This is a genomic window from Mesorhizobium sp. M1A.F.Ca.IN.020.03.2.1 (assembly GCF_004023205.1).
In the GTDB taxonomy this organism is placed as follows: Bacteria; Pseudomonadota; Alphaproteobacteria; order Rhizobiales; family Rhizobiaceae; genus Mesorhizobium.
In genome coordinates this window covers 1-15,973 of sequence record NZ_RZSV01000129.1, presented here as the reverse complement: position 1 = coordinate 15,973, position 15,973 = coordinate 1, and the positions used below count along the sequence as shown (strand labels likewise).

The following is a 15,973-nucleotide window of genomic DNA, read 5'->3' as shown; positions in this document are numbered from 1 at the left end:
CTCGCACCGCACGCACGGCTCGACCGGACAGCGCCAGGACCCCGGCAAGGTGTTCAGGGGCAAGAAGATGGCCGGCCACATGGGCGACGTTCGCGTCACCACCCAGAATGTCGAGGTCGTCTCGACCGATGCCGACCGCGGCCTGATCCTGATCCGCGGCGCCGTCCCGGGGGTGAAGGGCGCCTGGATCCTGGTCCGTGACGCGGCCAAGGTTGCGCTGCCGGCCAACGCGCCGAAGCCAGCCGCGATCCGTGCCGCTGCCGCCAAGAACGATGCCCCGGCCAATGAGGGAGCGGAATAATGGACCTCAAGATCACAACCCTCGGCGGCAAGGACGCCGGCAAGGTAAAGCTCTCCGAGGAGATCTTCGGCCTTGACCCGCGTGAGGACATCCTGCAGCGCGTCGTGCGCTGGCAGCTGGCCAAGAAGCAGCAGGGCACGCACAAGGCCAAGGGCCGCGCCGAGATCGCGCGCACCGGCGCCAAGATGTACAAGCAGAAGGGTACGGGCCGCGCCCGTCACCATTCGGCTCGCGCTCCGCAGTTCCGCGGCGGTGGCAAGGCGCACGGCCCGGTCGTGCGCAGCCACGAGCACGAGCTGCCGAAGAAGGTGCGAGCTCTGGGCTTGAAGCACGCTCTCTCGGCCAAGGCCAAGAGCGCTTCGCTGATCATCGTCGACGAGCTGAAGCTCGCCGAAGCCAAGACCAAGGCGCTGGTAGTGAGCCTCGAGACGCTCGGGCTCACCAACGCCCTGGTGATCGGCGGCGCCGAGCTTGACCAGAACTTCAAGCTGGCGGCGACCAACATTCCCAACATCGACGTGCTGCCGATCCAGGGCATCAACGTCTACGACATTCTGCGCCGCGGCACGCTGGTCCTTTCGAAGGCCGCCGTCGAGGCTCTCGAGGAGCGCTTCAAATGACCGACCTCCGTCACTACGACGTGATCGTCTCGCCGGCGATCACCGAAAAGTTGACCATGGCTTCCGAGCAGAACCAGGTCGTCTTCAATGTCGCCAAGAAGGCGTCGAAGCCGGAAATCAAGGCCGCCGTGGAAGCTCTCTTCGGCGTCAAGGTTACGGCCGTGAACACGCTCGTCCGCAAGGGCAAGATCAAGCGCTTCCGCGGCACGGTTGGCCGCCAGGGCGACGTCAAGAAGGCGGTTGTGACGCTGGCCGACGGCCAGTCGATCGACGTCGCGACGGGTCTCTGAGCAAGGCCGCGAGGACAGGACAATGGCACTCAAGAAATTCAACCCGGTAACGCCGAGCACCCGTCAGCTGGTCATCGTCGACCGCTCGGGCCTCTACAAGGGCAAGCCCGTCAAGGGCCTGACCGAAGGCCTGACCAAGTCGGGCGGCCGCAACAACTACGGCCGCATCACGGCCCGCTTCATCGGCGGCGGTCACAAGCGTTCGTACCGCATCATCGACTTCAAGCGTAAGAAGTACGACGTCGTCGGCACGGTCGAGCGCATCGAATACGATCCGAACCGCACCGCCTTCATCGCGCTGATCAAGTATGACGACGGCGAGCTGTCCTACATCCTGGCGCCGCAGCGTCTGGCCGCCGGCGACAAGATCGTGGCCGGCGAAGCGGTCGACGTGAAGCCGGGCAACGCGATGCCGCTGGCCTCGATGCCGGTCGGCACGATCGTCCACAACATCGAGCTGAAGCCGGGCAAGGGCGGCCAGGTCGCCCGTTCGGCCGGCGGCTACGCCCAGCTCGTCGGCCGCGACCAGGGCATGGCGATCCTGCGCCTCAACTCGGGCGAGCAGCGCGTCGTGCACGGCTCCTGCATGGCCACCGTCGGCGCCGTGTCGAACCCCGATCACGGCAACATCAACGACGGCAAGGCCGGCCGCACGGTGTGGCGTGGCAAGCGCCCGCACAATCGCGGCGTGGCCATGAACCCGGTCGATCATCCGCACGGTGGTGGCGAAGGCCGCACCTCGGGTGGCCGTCACCCGGTTTCGCCCTGGGGCAAGCCGACCAAGGGCAAGAAGACGCGGTCCAACAAGGCGACCGACAAGTTCATCGTGCGCTCGCGCCATCAGCGCAAGAGCTAAGAAGAGGTAACGCCAAGTGACTCGTTCGATTTGGAAAGGCCCCTTCATCGACGGCTACCTTCTCAAGAAGGTGGACAAGGTTCGTGAAGGCGGTCGCAATGAGGTGATCAAGATGTGGAGCCGTCGCTCCACCATCCTGCCGCAGTTCGTCGGCTTCACCTTCGGTGTCTACAACGGCCAGAAGCACGTTCCCGTCTCGGTGAACGAGGACATGGTCGGCCACAAGTTCGGTGAATTCGCTCCGACCCGGACCTACTACGGTCATGGCGCGGATAAGAAGGCGAAGAGGAAATAATCATGGGCAAGGCCAAAGCTCCGCGCAGGCTTGCTGACAACGAGGCGCGCGCCGTTCTGCGCACCATCCGTATCAGCCCGCAGAAGCTGAACCTGGTTGCCGCGCTGATCCGCGGCAAGAAGGTCGCGACAGCGCTTTCCGACCTCGAATTCTCGGCCAAGCGGATTTCCGGCACGGTCAAGAAGACGCTGGAGTCGGCGATCGCCAACGCGGAAAACAACCACGACCTCGATGTCGACGCACTGATCGTATCGGAAGCCTATGTCGGCAAGTCGATCGTCATGAAGCGTTTCCACGCGCGTGGCCGTGGTCGCGCCAGCCGTATCGAAAAGCCGTTCTCGCACCTCACGATCGTCGTTCGTGAAGTCGAGGAAAAAGGGGAGGCCGCATAATGGGCCAGAAAGTCAATCCGATCGGGCTGCGTCTCGGCATCAACCGCACCTGGGATTCGCGCTGGTTCGCGAACACCGGCGAATACGGTGAGCTGCTGCATGAAGACATCAAGATCCGTAAGTATCTTGAGAAGGAACTCAAGCAGGCCGCGATCTCCAAGGTCGTGATCGAGCGTCCGCACAAGAAGTGCCGCGTCACCATCCATGCCGCGCGTCCGGGCCTGATCATCGGCAAGAAGGGCGCCGACATCGAGAAGCTCCGCAGGAAGCTGATGGAGATGACGAAGTCCGAGACGCACCTCAACATCGTTGAAGTGCGCAAGCCGGAAATCGACGCCACGCTGATCGCCCAGTCGATCGCCCAGCAGCTCGAGCGCCGCATCGCGTTCCGTCGCGCCATGAAGCGCGCCGTTCAGTCGGCCATGCGTCTTGGTGCCGAAGGCATCCGCATCAACTGCTCCGGCCGTCTCGGCGGCGCCGAAATCGCGCGCATGGAGTGGTACCGCGAAGGCCGCGTGCCGCTGCATACGCTGCGCGCCGATGTCGACTACGGCACGGCCGAGGCGAACACGGCGTATGGCATCTGCGGCGTCAAGGTGTGGGTGTTCAAGGGCGAGATCCTCGAGCACGACCCGATGGCGTCGGAGCGTCGCGCCACGGAAGGCGATCACGGCGGTCAGACCGGCGAGCGTGAGCGCGGTCGCCGTCGCGAGAACGCCTGAGAAATTTGAGAATTTGGAGTTAGAACGATGCTGCAGCCAAAGCGCACAAAGTTCCGCAAGCAGTTCAAGGGCCGTATCCACGGTACCGCCAAGGGCGGCACCAATCTGGATTTCGGCGGTTTCGGGCTGAAGGCGCTTGAGCCGAACCGCGTCACCGCGCGCGAGATCGAGGCGGCCCGCCGCGCGATCACCCGCGAGATGAAGCGCGCCGGCCGCGTCTGGATCCGGGTGTTCCCGGATCTGCCGGTCACCTCGAAGCCGACCGAAGTGCGCATGGGTAAGGGCAAGGGCGCCGTCGACTACTGGGCGGCGCGCGTCAAGCCTGGCCGCATCATGTTCGAGATCGACGGCGTCAGCGAAGAAACCGCGCGTGAGGCGCTGCGTCTCGGCGCCGCCAAGCTCTCGGTCAAGACGCGCTTCGTGCAGCGCATCGCAGAATAAGGACAGGCGATCATGAAAGCCGAAGATATCCGGACCAAGACCCAGGATCAGCTGGCCGACGACCTGGCCGCCCTCAAGAAGGAGCAGTTCAATCTGCGCTTCCAGAAGGCCACCGGCCAGCTCGAGAAGACCGCACGCGTGAAGCAGGTCCGCAGGGACATCGCGCGCATCAAGACCATCGCCGCGGAAAAAGCCGCGGCCAAGAAGGCTTAAGGACGAGAACCATGCCAAAGCGCATCCTGCAGGGCACCGTGGTCAGCGACAAGAACGAGAAGACGGTCGTCGTCAAGGTCGAGCGGCGCTTCACGCATCCCGTGATGAAGAAGACCGTGCGCCTGACCAAGAAGTACAAGGCGCATGACGAGAACAACGCCCACAAGGTCGGCGACCAGGTGTTCATCCAGGAATCGAAGCCGATCTCCAAGGACAAGCGCTGGGTCGTCATCACCGCGGATCAGGCTTGATCCGGGCGAACGAAACGAATTTTGGACAGACCGGGGAGGGGTGAAAGCCCGTCCCGTTAGAAAAGAAGAAGGCGGCCAGTCATGATTCAGATGCAAACAAACCTCGACGTCGCGGACAATTCCGGCGCCCGTCGTGTCATGTGCATCAAGGTGCTGGGCGGTTCGAAGCGGAAGTATGCCTCCGTCGGCGACATCATCGTGGTGTCGATCAAGGAAGCCATCCCGCGCGGCCGCGTTAAGAAGGGCGATGTGATGAAGGCGGTCGTGGTTCGCACGGCCAAGGACATCCGCCGTCCGGACGGCAGCGTGATCCGTTTCGACAAGAACGCGGCCGTTCTCGTCGACAACAAGAAAGAGCCGATCGGCACACGTATCTTCGGGCCGGTTCCGCGCGAGCTTCGCGCCAAGAACCACATGAAGATCATCTCGCTCGCGCCTGAAGTGCTGTAAGGAGCCGGACCCATGCAAAAGATCAGAAAAGGCGACAAGGTCGTCGTGCTTGCCGGCAAGGACAAGGGCCGTTCGGGCGAAGTCCTGTCGGTGCAGCCGAAGGAAGACACCGCGCTGGTCCGCGGCGTGAACCTCATTCGCCGTCACCAGAAGCAGACCCAGTCCCAAGAGGGCGGGATCATCACCAAGGAAGCGCCGATCCACCTGTCGAACATCGCGCTAGCCGACCCTAAGGACGGCAAGCCGACCCGCGTCGGCTTCGCCATCCAGAAGGACGGCAAGAAGGTGCGCGTCGCCAAGCGTTCGGGAGAAGTCATCAATGGCTAAGGCTGAAACCAAGCAGGCAGCTGCCAAGAACGAGCCGCGCCTCAAGAAGGTCTATCAGGAGACCATCCGCAAGGCGCTGCAGGAGCAGTTCGGCTACGACAACGAGATGCAGGTTCCGCGCATCGACAAGATCGTGCTGAACATGGGTGTCGGCGAAGCGACCGGCGATTCCAAGAAGCCCTCGGTCGCGGCCGAGGACCTCGCGCTGATCGCCGGCCAGAAGGCTGTCGTCACCCGCGCCCGCAACTCGATCGCGGGCTTCAAGGTGCGCGAGAACATGCCGATCGGCGCCAAGGTCACGCTGCGCAAGGAACGCATGTACGAGTTCCTCGACCGCCTCGTGAACATCGCGCTGCCGCGCGTTCGCGACTTCCGCGGACTGAACCCGAAGAGCTTTGACGGCCGTGGCAACTACGCCATGGGCATCAAGGAGCACATCGTGTTCCCGGAGATCAACTACGACAAGGTTGATCAGGTCTGGGGCATGGACGTCATCGTTTGTACGACGGCGAAGACGGATGACGAGGCCAGAGCGCTGCTCAAGGCCTTCAACTTCCCCTTCCGCCAGTAACGGCAGCGAAAAAGGAAAAATCTGAAATGGCAAAGACCAGCTCAGTCGAGAAGAACAACCGGCGCCGCAAGCTTGCCGGTCAGTACGCCGCCAAGCGCAAGGCGCTCAAGGACATCGTCATGGACCAGTCCAAGCCGATGGAAGAGCGTTTCCGCGCCCAGTTGAAGCTTTCGGCGCTGCCGCGCAACTCGGCCAAGATCCGCATCCGCAACCGCTGCGAAGTGACGGGGCGTCCGCGCGCCTACTATCGCAAGCTCAAGCTTTCGCGTATCGCGCTTCGCGATCTGGGCAACAACGGCCAGATCCCGGGCCTGGTCAAGTCGAGCTGGTAAGGAGACACTGAGATGTCATTGAGCGATCCTCTCGGCGATATGCTGACCCGCATCCGCAACGCCTATGGCCGCAAGAAGTCGAGCGTCTCGACCCCGGCCTCGCGTCTGCGCGCCCGCGTCCTCGAAGTGCTGAAGTCGGAAGGCTATATTCGCGACTACAGCCAGACTGACTTCGAGAACGGCAAGTCGGAAATCGAGATCGAGCTGAAGTATTTCGACGGCGCTCCGGTCGTGCGCGAAATCGAGCGCGTCTCGAAGCCCGGCCGCCGCGTCTATGTCTCGGCCAAGTCGATCCCGCATGTCGCCAACGGCCTCGGCATCGCCATCCTTTCGACGCCGAAGGGCGTCATGGCCGATCACGAAGCGCGCGAGCAGAATGTCGGCGGCGAGATCCTCTGCCAGATTTTCTAAGGGTGAATGGTCAATGGTGAATAGTGAATGGTGAGGCTGCACGGGACTTTGACCGCGCCGTTCGCCATTCCACCATTCACCATTCACAGCAGTAAAGGAAAGAGGAGACAACAATGTCTCGTATCGGAAAGAAACCCGTTTCGCTGCCGCAGGGCGTCTCCGCGACCGTCAACGGCCAGACCGTGACGGCGAAGGGCCCCAAGGGCGAGCTGAAGTTCGTGGTCAACGACGAAGTGCTGGTCAAGATGGAAGGCGCCGAGATTTCGGTCGAGCCGCGCGACCAGACCAAGACCGCCCGCGCCAAGTGGGGCATGTCGCGCACGCAGATCGTCAACATCCTGCAGGGCGTCAAGGACGGCTTCGAGAAGAAGCTCGAGATCACCGGCGTCGGCTATCGCGCCGCCATGCAGGGCAAGAACCTGCAGCTGGCGCTCGGCTTCAGCCACGACGTGGTCTATGAGACGCCGCAGGGCATCACGATCTCCGTGCCGAAGCCGACCGAAATCACGGTCTCCGGCATCGACAAGCAGCAGGTCGGCCAGGTCGCGGCCGAGATCCGCGAGTATCGCGGTCCCGAACCCTACAAGGGCAAGGGCGTGCGCTATGCCGACGAGCGGATTGTCCGCAAGGAAGGCAAGAAGAAGTAAGACTTTTGATCGCCGCGGGGCGCGACCGCGGGAGGCTTGGCCTACCGCACACGGTTGCCCCCGTTTTCTGAAGGCAAGGAACAGAATCATGGCTAGCCCCAAAGAAACCACCCAGCGCCGCGCGCAGCGCGTGCGCCGCCAGCTCAAGAAGGTCGCCGGCGAGCGGCCGCGGCTTTCGGTGCATCGCACCTCGAAGCACATCTACGTCCAGGTCATCGACGACGCCAAGGGCCACACGCTGGCCGCCGCCTCGACCCTGGAGAAGGAGCTGAAGGGCTCGCTCAAGACCGGCGCCGACAGCGCCGCTGCTGCCGCGGTCGGCAAGCTGATCGCCGAGCGCGCGTCGAAGGCCGGCGTCAAGGAAGTCGTCTTCGATCGTGGCCCGTACATCTATCACGGCCGCGTCAAGGCGCTGGCCGAGGCTGCCCGCGAAGGCGGTCTGAGCTTCTAATGCATGATCCCGAAAAGTTGCAGACTTTTCGGACAGGATCATGCAAAGGAGAAATTCACCGCCGGTGGGTCGCTAGAGGCGCCGGCAAACAGCAACCCGTGCTTCCGGAAAAGAACAAGGACTAGGATATGGCACAGGAACGTAGGGAAGGCGGCCGCGGCCGCGAGCGTGAACGCGAAGAGCGGGACGACGGCATGGTGGACAAGCTTGTCCACATCAACCGCGTCGCCAAGGTGGTGAAGGGCGGCCGTCGCTTCGGCTTTGCCGCACTTGTCGTCGTCGGCGACCAGAAGGGCCGCGTCGGCTTCGGCCACGGCAAGGCGCGCGAAGTGCCGGAGGCGATCCGCAAGGCGACCGAATCGGCCAAGCGCGACATGATCTTCGTGCCGCTGCGTTCGGGCCGCACGCTGCATCACGACGTCGAGGGCCGCTGGGGCGCCGGACGCGTTCTGCTGCGCGCCGCCAAGCAGGGTACCGGCATCATCGCTGGCGGCCCGATGCGCGCCGTCTTCGAGACACTCGGCATGCACGACGTGGTCGCCAAGTCGATGGGTTCGTCGAACCCATACAACATGGTTCGCGCCACCTTCGACGCGCTGAAGAGCCAGATGCATCCGAAGGATGTGGCCGCTGCGCGCGGCATCAAGTACTCGACCCTTCAGGCCCGCCGCGGCACCGCCGTCGCGGCCGAAGAATAGTCGACGCTGACCAGGGATTTCGACCATGGCCAAGAAAGCTACCAAGACCATCACCGTCGAGCAGATCGGTTCGCCGATCCGCCGGCCGAAGGAGCAGCGCGCGACGCTGGTCGGCCTCGGCCTCAACAAGATGCACAAGCGGCGTACGCTGGAAGACACCCCTTCGGTGCGCGGCATGATCGCCGCCGTCCAGCACCTCGTCCGCGTTGTGGACGAGGCCTGAACGGAAGCGCAGGAGACAGAAACATGAAACTCAACGATCTGCGTGACAAGGACGGCGCCACGCACTCCAGGAAGCGCCTCGGTCGCGGCATCGGCTCCGGCTCTGGCAAGACCGCCGGTCGCGGCGTTAAGGGCCAGAAGGCACGCTCGGGCGTTGCCATCAACGGCTTCGAGGGCGGCCAGATGCCGCTTTACCGGCGCCTGCCGAAGCGCGGCTTCAACAACCTGTTCGCCAAGAGCTTCACCGTCGTGTCGCTTGCTCGCATCCAGGCTGCCGTCGATGCCAAGAAGCTCGACGCGAAGGAGACCGTGACGGCTGAGACCCTGATCACTGCCGGCGTCATCCGCCGCGCCAAGGACGGCGTGCGCGTGCTCTCCGACGGCGAGCTCAAGGCCAAGCTCAGCTTCGACGTCGCCGGCGCCTCCAAAGCTGCGATCGAGAAGATCGAGAAGGCCGGCGGTTCGGTGAAGCTGCCGGAAGCGGCCGCCGCCGAGTAACGGCGATTTGAAGCGCGGCCGGCGGGTATGATTTCATTTTTGCCGCCCGTCCGCGCTTTGATCTGATCAATTAGGCGGCCGCGTCAACGCGGCCGCTTGCATGTTGACGGTCCGGAGCTTATCTCGTGAGCTTCGGTGACACGCGCCGCCTGAGCTGCGGGCATCGAGCGCGACATAGAAATCAATGAAGTAGAGCATAATCAATGAAGTAGAGGATGATGTCTTCCGAAAACCGCTTCACACTTTTCGGCATCATGCTCTAGCGGAGAAAATCAGGCATGGCTTCGGCTGCTGAACAACTAGCCTCCAATCTGAATTTTGCGGCCTTCGCCAAGGCCGAGGATCTGAAGAAGCGCATCTGGTTCACCGTCGGCGCGCTGCTCGTCTACCGCCTCGGCACCTACATCCCGCTTCCCGGGATCAATCCCGACGCTTTCGCGCAGGCCTTCTCCTCGCAGAGCAAGGGCGTGCTCGGCATGTTCAACATGTTTGCCGGCGGCGCCGTGCAGCGCATGGCGATCTTCGCGCTCGGCATCATGCCCTACATCTCCGCTTCCATCATCATGCAGCTGATGACCTCGGTCATCCCGTCGCTGGAAGCGCTGAAGAAGGAAGGCGAGCAGGGCCGCAAGATCATCAACCAGTACACGCGCTACGGCACCGTGCTGCTGGCCTTGGTGCAGGCCTACGGCATTTCGGTCGGGCTGGAGGGCGGCAACGGTATCGTCACCGATCCCGGCATGTTCTTCCGCATCTCGACCGTCGTCACGCTTGTCGGCGGGACCATGTTCCTGATGTGGCTCGGCGAGCAGATCACCGCGCGCGGCATCGGCAACGGCATTTCGCTGATCATCTTCTCGGGCATCGTCGCCGGTCTGCCGCACGCCATTTCAGGCACGCTGGAACTCGGCCGCACCGGTGCGCTGTCCACTAGCCTGATTCTCGCGATCATCGTGCTCGCCGTCGTCGTCATCGGCGTCATCGTCTTCTTCGAGCGCGCCCAGCGCCGCCTGCTCATCCAGTATCCGAAGCGGCAGGTCGGCAACCGCATGTTCCAGGGCGACACCTCGCATCTGCCGCTGAAGCTCAACACCTCGGGTGTCATCCCGCCGATCTTCGCCTCCTCGCTGCTGCTTCTCCCGGCAACGGTTGCAGGCTTCTCGCAGACCACCAACCTGCCTGCCTGGGCGAGCACGGTTCTTGCGGCGCTGGGCCACGGCCAGCCGCTCTATATGGCGTTCTATGCGGCGATGATCATTTTCTTCGCCTTCTTCTACACGGCGATCGTCTTCAACCCGAAGGACACGGCCGACCAGCTCAAGAAGCATTCCGGCTTCATCCCGGGCTATCGTCCGGGCGAGCGCACCGCCGAATATATCGACTATGTTCTGACGCGTATCACCGTCATCGGCGCCATCTACCTGGTGCTGGTGTGTCTGCTGCCTGAGTTCCTGATTTCAGCGACTGGCGTACCTTTCTATCTCGGTGGCACATCGCTTCTGATCGTGGTCAGTGTCACGCTCGACACGGTGGCGCAGATTCAGGGTCACCTGATCGCGCACCAGTATGAGGGCCTGATCAAGAAGTCGAAGTTGCGCGGGGGTAAGAGGAGCAGATGAGGCTGATATTGCTTGGGCCGCCAGGAGCGGGCAAGGGGACGCAAGCACAGAGACTGGTAGAAAAACACGGCATACCCAGCTTTCGACGGGAGACATGCTGCGTGCCGCCGTCCAGGCCGGAACCGAAGTCGGCAGGCGGGCCAAGGCGGTGATGGATGCCGGCGAGCTGGTGTCGGACGCGATCGTCAATGCGATCGTCGCCGAGCGGATCGACCAGCCCGACTGCGCCAGGGGCTTCATCCTCGACGGTTATCCGCGCACGCTGGTGCAGGCCGATGCCGTCGAAGCCATGCTCGCCGAGCGCAACATCGCGCTCGACAGCGTCATCGAGCTCGTCGTCGACGACAAGGCGCTGGTCGGGCGCATCGTCAAGCGGGCCGAGGATGCCAAGGCGGCCGGCCAGCCGGTGCGCAAGGACGACAACCCGGCGGTGTTCGAGGAGCGCCTGCGAGAATATTACAAGAAGACGGCGCCGCTGACCGGCTACTACTATGCCAAAGGCAGGCTGAAGAGCGTTGACGGCATGGCCAGCATCGACGCGGTGACCGCGGAGATCGAGAAGGTGCTCACGGCGGCGGTGAGCTAGGCCGCTCCGACAAGCAAAGATTGCGCTTGACTGGAAGAAGCCATTGGGGTATGGCGGCCCGTCTTCCTATCAGGCATGGACTTTGCTTGCCCGCAAGGGCAGGGCATCTGTTTTGAACCAGGAAACTCCCGCAAGGGCCGGCCTCCACCGGACGCGGGGCAACTTAGATAGCGCCGGGCCTGCCTTTTTGAAGGTGGCCGGCCCAAATGGAGATGAAAGAACATGGCTCGTATAGCCGGCGTCAACATTCCGACCAACAAGCGCGTCGTCATTGCGCTTCAGTACATTCACGGCATCGGCAAGAAGTTTGCCCAGGAGATCGTCGACAAGGTCGGCATCCCAGCGGACCGCCGCGTCAACCAGCTGACCGACGCGGAAGTGCTGCAGATCCGCGAGACGATCGACCGCGACTACCAGGTCGAAGGCGACCTGCGCCGCGAGGTCTCGATGAACATCAAGCGGCTGATGGACCTCGGCTGCTACCGCGGCCTGCGTCACCGCCGCTCGCTGCCGGTCCGCGGCCAGCGCACGCATACCAATGCGCGCACCCGCAAGGGCCCGGCCAAGGCGATCGCCGGCAAGAAGAAGTAATTGGTGAATGGTTGGTGGTGAATGGTGAATGGCGCTTTGACCATTCACCATTTCACTATTCACCATTCACTGCAAAGGTGGAGCCGCTGGCGTTACGGCGGTGTAGAGATCAACTGAAAGGAGTACCATGGCCAAGGAAGCCGCTCGTGTTCGCCGTCGCGAACGCAAGAACATCTCGTCGGGCGTTGCCCACGTCAATTCGACCTTCAACAACACGATGATCACCATCACCGACGCGCAGGGCAATTCGATCGCCTGGTCGTCCGCCGGCGCCCAGGGCTTCAAGGGTTCGCGCAAGTCGACCCCGTTCGCCGCCCAGATGGCCGCCGAGGACGTCGCCAAGAAGGCCCAGGAACACGGCATGCGCATGCTCGAGGTCGAGGTCTGCGGACCCGGCTCCGGCCGTGAATCGGCGCTGCGCGCCCTTCAGGCGGCCGGCTTCACCATCACCTCGATTCGCGATGTGACGCCGATCCCGCACAATGGCTGCCGTCCGCGCAAGAAGCGCCGCGTCTAATATTTTTGAACGCCGCGTGAGCGCCAAGGCGCTCCTCCGCGGCAATTCCAGGCTGCCCGCCACGATTGGATGGTGGCGGGTCAAAGGAAGGAAGACACCATGATCCAGAAAAACTGGCAGGAACTGATCAAGCCGAACAAGATCGAGTTCTCGTCGAAGAAGAAGACGCTGACCACGCTTGTGGCCGAGCCGCTCGAGCGTGGCTTCGGCCTCACGCTCGGCAACGCGCTGCGGCGCGTGCTTCTGTCTTCGCTGCGCGGTGCGGCCGTCACCGCCGTGCAGATCGACGGCGTGCTGCATGAGTTCTCGTCCATCGCCGGCGTGCGCGAGGACGTGACCGACATCGTGCTCAACATCAAGGAAATCGCCATCCGCATGGAAGGCGATGGTCCCAAGCGCATGGTCGTGCGCAAGCAGGGCCCGGGCGCCGTGCTTGCCGGTGACATCCAGACCGTCGGCGACGTCGAGATCCTCAACCCCGACCACGTGATCTGCACGCTGGACGAGGGCGCGGAGATCCGCATGGAATTCACCGTCGACACCGGCAAGGGCTACGTGCCGGCTGAGCGCAACCGCGCCGAGGACGCGCCGATCGGCTTGATCCCGGTCGATAGCCTCTACTCGCCGGTCAAGAAGGTCTCCTACAAGGTCGAGAACACCCGCGAGGGTCAGGTTCTCGACTATGACAAGCTGACCATGACCATCGAGACCGACGGTTCGATCTCGGGCGAGGACGCCGTGGCTTTCGCGGCCCGCATCCTGCAGGACCAGCTCAGCCTGTTCGTCAACTTCGACGAGCCGCAGAAGGAAGTCGCCACCGAGGCCGTCACCGAGCTCGCCTTCAACCCGGCGCTGCTCAAGAAGGTCGACGAGCTCGAGCTTTCGGTGCGTTCGGCCAACTGCCTGAAGAACGACAACATCGTCTATATCGGCGACCTGATCCAGAAGACCGAAGCCGAGATGCTGCGCACTCCGAATTTCGGCCGCAAGTCGCTGAACGAGATCAAGGAAGTGCTGGCGGCGATGGGTCTGCACCTCGGCATGGAAGTGCCGGACTGGCCGCCGGAAAACATCGAAGACCTCGCCAAGCGTTACGAGGATCAGTATTGAGCATGAATTCCAAGGATCGGCGGCGCGAGCCGCTCGATCCGACGGTCATGCGGAAAACCATCAGAGGCCGTGGCCTCTTGAACAACTAAAGAAGGAAAAGAGCCATGCGCCACGGTTTCAAAGGCCGTCGCTTCGCCCGCAGCGTAAGCCACCGCAAGTCGATGTTCGCCAACCTCGCCGTGTCTCTGATCGAGCACGAGCAGATCGTCACCACCCTGCCGAAGGCGAAGGACCTGCGTCCGATCGTCGAGAAGCTGGTGACGCTCGGCAAGCGCGGCGACCTGCACGCCCGCCGCCAGGTGATCGCGCAGATCGGCAATGAAGGCGTCGTCAAGCGCCTGTTCGAAACCATCGCACCGCGCTACGCCAGCCGCAACGGCGGCTACCTGCGCATCATGAAGGCGGGCTTCCGCCACGGCGACAATGCCGCCATGGCGGTCATCGAGTTCGTCGACCGCGACACCTCGGCCAAGGGCGCCGCCGACCGCGCGCGTCTCGAGGCCGAAGGCGGCGAAGAGGAAGCCGCGGCCGCATAAGGCCAGGTTTTCAGCGAATGAATTCAAGGGGCCTTCGGGGCCCCTTTTTCGTTCTGAAGCCAGCGAGCAGGGCGAGCGGATTTTCGTTCTCGTTCTCACGCTTTTGCGCGACAAGCATCGTATTTCCGTGCATTAGCCTTTCATTCTGCACAATCGTCGGGACAATGGCGCCTGATCTGGAGGATTCGGAATGCACCTCAAACGGCTGTTTCTTATTGCGGTTTGCACGCTTGCCGCTTTCGCCGCGGCTCCTAGCGTCAGACAGGCATTCGCAGAAGATGCCGCCAAGCCGGCCGACCCTGGCCTTTCCGACGTGCTGACCGATCTCTTGCATGGCGTCGAGGGCGAGAACTCCACTTCCGGGCCCGACAAGCGCGTGCCGTTCGGCCGCGAGGAGGTGCAGCTTTCGTTTGCGCCGCTGGTCAAGCAGACGGCGCCGGCCGTGGTCAACGTCTACGCCTCGCAGACCGCAAAGGTGACCTCGCCATTCGAGGGCGATCCCTTCTTCGAGGAGTTCTTCGGCCGCGCGCAGCCGCGCGCGCAGTCTTCGCTCGGTTCCGGCGTGCTGGTCGATCCGAGCGGCGTGATCGTCACCAACTACCATGTCATCAAGGATGCCGACGAGGTGAAGGTCGCGACGGCCGACGGGCGCGAGTTCACATCCAAGGTGATGCTGAAGGACGAGACACTGGATCTTGCCGTGCTCAAAATCTCCGCCGACAAGCCGTTCCCGGTGATCGCCATCGGCGATTCCGACGCGCTCGAGGTCGGCGACCTGGTGCTCGCCATCGGCAATCCCTTCGGCGTCGGCCAGACGACCACCAGCGGGATCGTTTCGGCGCTTGCCCGCAGCCATATCGGCGTTTCCGACTCCGGCTATTTCATCCAGACCGATGCCGCCATCAATCCCGGCAATTCCGGCGGCGCGCTGATCAACATGGGCGGCCAGCTGGTCGGCATCAACACGGCTATCTATAGCCGCAGCGGCGGCTCGATCGGTATCGGTTTCGCCATTCCGTCGAACATGGTCAGGGCTTTCGCCGACGCCGCCAAAGCCGGCCTGGATTTCTTCGAGCGGCCCTATATCGGCGCCGAGTTTGAAGCCGTGACACCCCAGATCGCGGAATCTCTTGGCATGGAAAAGCCGACAGGCGCGCTGGTCTCGTCGGTCGATGGGGCCGGACCGGCCGGCAAGGCGGGGCTCAAGCCCGGCGACGTCGTGCTGTCGCTCAACAACACCCCGGTCGAAAGCATCGAGGCGCTGGATTACCGCATGGCGACGCTGTCGATCGGTACCAAGGCGACCTTCGCAGTGCTGAGCAAGGGCCAGCAGGCAACGCTTGAGATTGCGCTGGAGCGCGCCCCCGAAGGCGCGAAGCCGAGCGAGGTCACGCTGCATGGCCGCAGCCCCTTCGCCGGCGCCAAGGTGGCAGAGCTTTCGCCGCGCCTTGCCCAGCGTCTCGGGCTGCGCACCGACATGAAGGGGGTCACCGTGGTCGACATCAACCGCGATTCACCGGCCGCCGATTTCGGCTTCCAACCGGGCGACATCGTGCGCGAAGTGAACGGCACGAGCATCGATAAGGCGGCGACGCTGGCACAGATTGCGCAGCAGGACACGCGGTGGTGGCGGTTTACCGTCGAGCGCGGTGGGCAGATACTGCGCCAGGTGTTGCGTTACTGAGCAGGCTCTGGAAAAGGGGCCGCGTTCCAACCAAATAAAAGTGCATGGCCGATCTGTTCAGCGTCGATGAACCGGAGAAGGCGCCGCCCGGCCGCCCGCTGGCTGACCGGTTGCGCCCGAAGACCCTTGGCGAGGTTGTCGGCCAGGAGCACTTGACCGGCCCGGATGGCGCGCTGACGCGGCTGATCAATTCCGGCACGCTCGGCTCGATGATCTTCTGGGGCCCGCCCGGCACCGGCAAGACGACGGTGGCGCGGTTGCTCGCCGGCGAAACCCACCTTGCCTTCGAGCAGATATCGGCGGGGGTTTCCGGCGTCCCCCCCCCGAAAGAAGTGATCGAGG

26 protein-coding genes and 2 pseudogenes are annotated in these 15,973 nt (G+C 63.3%); all 28 read left to right on the top strand.

What is annotated here, in order from left to right:
• Positions 1 to 301: pseudogene (locus EOA79_RS19905) on the top strand (50S ribosomal protein L3); the annotation flags it as partial.
• Positions 301 to 921, top strand: coding sequence for a 50S ribosomal protein L4 (gene rplD / locus EOA79_RS19900; protein ID WP_095825453.1), 621 nt, complete (start codon positions 301 to 303; stop codon positions 919 to 921). The pseudogene EOA79_RS19905 and the gene rplD, both read left to right, overlap by 1 nt.
• Positions 918 to 1,211: a 50S ribosomal protein L23 gene (locus EOA79_RS19895; RefSeq protein WP_128293193.1), complete on the top strand. Its 294-nt coding sequence runs from the start codon at positions 918 to 920 to the stop codon at positions 1,209 to 1,211. Before rplD ends, EOA79_RS19895 begins: the two co-directional genes overlap by 4 nt.
• A 22-nt stretch (positions 1,212 to 1,233) precedes the next feature.
• Positions 1,234 to 2,067: a 50S ribosomal protein L2 gene (rplB, locus tag EOA79_RS19890; RefSeq protein WP_040970375.1), complete on the top strand. Its 834-nt coding sequence runs from the start codon at positions 1,234 to 1,236 to the stop codon at positions 2,065 to 2,067.
• A gap of 16 nt (positions 2,068 to 2,083) precedes the next feature.
• Positions 2,084 to 2,362, top strand: coding sequence for a 30S ribosomal protein S19 (gene rpsS, locus EOA79_RS19885; RefSeq protein WP_006205463.1), 279 nt, complete (start codon positions 2,084 to 2,086; stop codon positions 2,360 to 2,362).
• 2 nt (positions 2,363 to 2,364) lie between these two features.
• Positions 2,365 to 2,754, top strand: coding sequence for a 50S ribosomal protein L22 (rplV, locus tag EOA79_RS19880; protein WP_066989594.1), 390 nt, complete (start codon positions 2,365 to 2,367; stop codon positions 2,752 to 2,754).
• A complete protein-coding gene (gene rpsC / locus EOA79_RS19875) occupies positions 2,754 to 3,476 on the top strand; it encodes a 30S ribosomal protein S3 (RefSeq protein WP_127334820.1) in 723 nt (240 codons plus the stop codon). Before rplV ends, rpsC begins: the two co-directional genes overlap by 1 nt.
• A gap of 27 nt (positions 3,477 to 3,503) precedes the next feature.
• A complete protein-coding gene (gene rplP, locus EOA79_RS19870) occupies positions 3,504 to 3,917 on the top strand; it encodes a 50S ribosomal protein L16 (RefSeq protein ID WP_027170364.1) in 414 nt (137 codons plus the stop codon).
• A gap of 12 nt (positions 3,918 to 3,929) precedes the next feature.
• Positions 3,930 to 4,130, top strand: coding sequence for a 50S ribosomal protein L29 (gene rpmC / locus EOA79_RS19865; protein ID WP_040970379.1), 201 nt, complete (start codon positions 3,930 to 3,932; stop codon positions 4,128 to 4,130).
• An 11-nt stretch (positions 4,131 to 4,141) separates the two neighbouring features.
• Positions 4,142 to 4,381, top strand: a complete 240-nt coding sequence (rpsQ, locus tag EOA79_RS19860) for a 30S ribosomal protein S17 (RefSeq protein WP_040970380.1) — start codon at positions 4,142 to 4,144, stop codon at positions 4,379 to 4,381.
• An 81-nt stretch (positions 4,382 to 4,462) separates the two neighbouring features.
• The gene (rplN, locus tag EOA79_RS19855) at positions 4,463 to 4,831 is read left to right on the top strand and encodes a 50S ribosomal protein L14 (RefSeq protein WP_006205457.1); all 369 of its coding nucleotides are present in this window, start codon (positions 4,463 to 4,465) and stop codon (positions 4,829 to 4,831) included.
• 12 nt (positions 4,832 to 4,843) lie between these two features.
• Positions 4,844 to 5,158 (top strand): 50S ribosomal protein L24, encoded by a 315-nt coding sequence (gene rplX / locus EOA79_RS19850; RefSeq protein ID WP_059188493.1) that lies wholly within the window; start codon positions 4,844 to 4,846, stop codon positions 5,156 to 5,158.
• Complete coding sequence (gene rplE / locus EOA79_RS19845) at positions 5,151 to 5,729, top strand: 50S ribosomal protein L5 (protein ID WP_095777622.1); 579 nt, start codon at positions 5,151 to 5,153, stop codon at positions 5,727 to 5,729. The genes rplX and rplE overlap by 8 nt, the downstream gene beginning before the upstream one ends.
• A 26-nt stretch (positions 5,730 to 5,755) precedes the next feature.
• Positions 5,756 to 6,061: a 30S ribosomal protein S14 gene (gene rpsN / locus EOA79_RS19840; protein WP_059188495.1), complete on the top strand. Its 306-nt coding sequence runs from the start codon at positions 5,756 to 5,758 to the stop codon at positions 6,059 to 6,061.
• Positions 6,062 to 6,073: 12 nt separating this feature from the next.
• Positions 6,074 to 6,472, top strand: coding sequence for a 30S ribosomal protein S8 (gene rpsH, locus EOA79_RS19835; protein WP_066989600.1), 399 nt, complete (start codon positions 6,074 to 6,076; stop codon positions 6,470 to 6,472).
• Between the two features lie 113 nt (positions 6,473 to 6,585).
• Positions 6,586 to 7,119: a 50S ribosomal protein L6 gene (gene rplF, locus EOA79_RS19830; protein ID WP_067321468.1), complete on the top strand. Its 534-nt coding sequence runs from the start codon at positions 6,586 to 6,588 to the stop codon at positions 7,117 to 7,119.
• 88 nt (positions 7,120 to 7,207) lie between these two features.
• The gene (gene rplR / locus EOA79_RS19825; RefSeq protein WP_066989604.1) at positions 7,208 to 7,570 is read left to right on the top strand and encodes a 50S ribosomal protein L18; all 363 of its coding nucleotides are present in this window, start codon (positions 7,208 to 7,210) and stop codon (positions 7,568 to 7,570) included.
• Between the two features lie 128 nt (positions 7,571 to 7,698).
• On the top strand, positions 7,699 to 8,268 hold the full coding sequence (rpsE, locus tag EOA79_RS19820) for a 30S ribosomal protein S5 (RefSeq protein ID WP_027046810.1): 570 nt from the start codon (positions 7,699 to 7,701) through the stop codon (positions 8,266 to 8,268).
• A 25-nt stretch (positions 8,269 to 8,293) separates the two neighbouring features.
• Positions 8,294 to 8,491, top strand: coding sequence for a 50S ribosomal protein L30 (rpmD, locus tag EOA79_RS19815; protein ID WP_027170355.1), 198 nt, complete (start codon positions 8,294 to 8,296; stop codon positions 8,489 to 8,491).
• A gap of 23 nt (positions 8,492 to 8,514) precedes the next feature.
• Complete coding sequence (gene rplO, locus EOA79_RS19810; protein ID WP_067321465.1) at positions 8,515 to 8,988, top strand: 50S ribosomal protein L15; 474 nt, start codon at positions 8,515 to 8,517, stop codon at positions 8,986 to 8,988.
• A 278-nt stretch (positions 8,989 to 9,266) separates the two neighbouring features.
• Positions 9,267 to 10,607: a preprotein translocase subunit SecY gene (secY, locus tag EOA79_RS19805; protein ID WP_066989608.1), complete on the top strand. Its 1,341-nt coding sequence runs from the start codon at positions 9,267 to 9,269 to the stop codon at positions 10,605 to 10,607.
• Positions 10,604 to 11,193, top strand: a pseudogene (locus EOA79_RS19800) (adenylate kinase). The gene secY and the pseudogene EOA79_RS19800 overlap by 4 nt, the downstream one beginning before the upstream one ends.
• Before the next feature lie 222 nt (positions 11,194 to 11,415).
• A complete protein-coding gene (gene rpsM / locus EOA79_RS19795) occupies positions 11,416 to 11,784 on the top strand; it encodes a 30S ribosomal protein S13 (protein WP_027170351.1) in 369 nt (122 codons plus the stop codon).
• Between the two features lie 127 nt (positions 11,785 to 11,911).
• Positions 11,912 to 12,301 (top strand): 30S ribosomal protein S11, encoded by a 390-nt coding sequence (gene rpsK, locus EOA79_RS19790; protein WP_006205444.1) that lies wholly within the window; start codon positions 11,912 to 11,914, stop codon positions 12,299 to 12,301.
• Between the two features lie 99 nt (positions 12,302 to 12,400).
• Positions 12,401 to 13,411, top strand: a complete 1,011-nt coding sequence (locus EOA79_RS19785; RefSeq protein WP_059188661.1) for a DNA-directed RNA polymerase subunit alpha — start codon at positions 12,401 to 12,403, stop codon at positions 13,409 to 13,411.
• Between the two features lie 104 nt (positions 13,412 to 13,515).
• Positions 13,516 to 13,947 carry a 50S ribosomal protein L17 gene (rplQ, locus tag EOA79_RS19780; RefSeq protein ID WP_066989613.1) on the top strand — a complete coding sequence of 144 codons (432 nt, stop codon included), beginning with the start codon at positions 13,516 to 13,518 and terminating at the stop codon, positions 13,945 to 13,947.
• Positions 13,948 to 14,137: 190 nt separating this feature from the next.
• Positions 14,138 to 15,631 carry a DegQ family serine endoprotease gene (locus EOA79_RS19775; protein WP_095825450.1) on the top strand — a complete coding sequence of 498 codons (1,494 nt, stop codon included), beginning with the start codon at positions 14,138 to 14,140 and terminating at the stop codon, positions 15,629 to 15,631.
• Positions 15,632 to 15,675: 44 nt separating this feature from the next.
• A partial coding sequence (locus EOA79_RS19770) for an AAA family ATPase (protein WP_128293191.1) occupies positions 15,676 to 15,973 on the top strand: 298 nt, incomplete at its 3' end.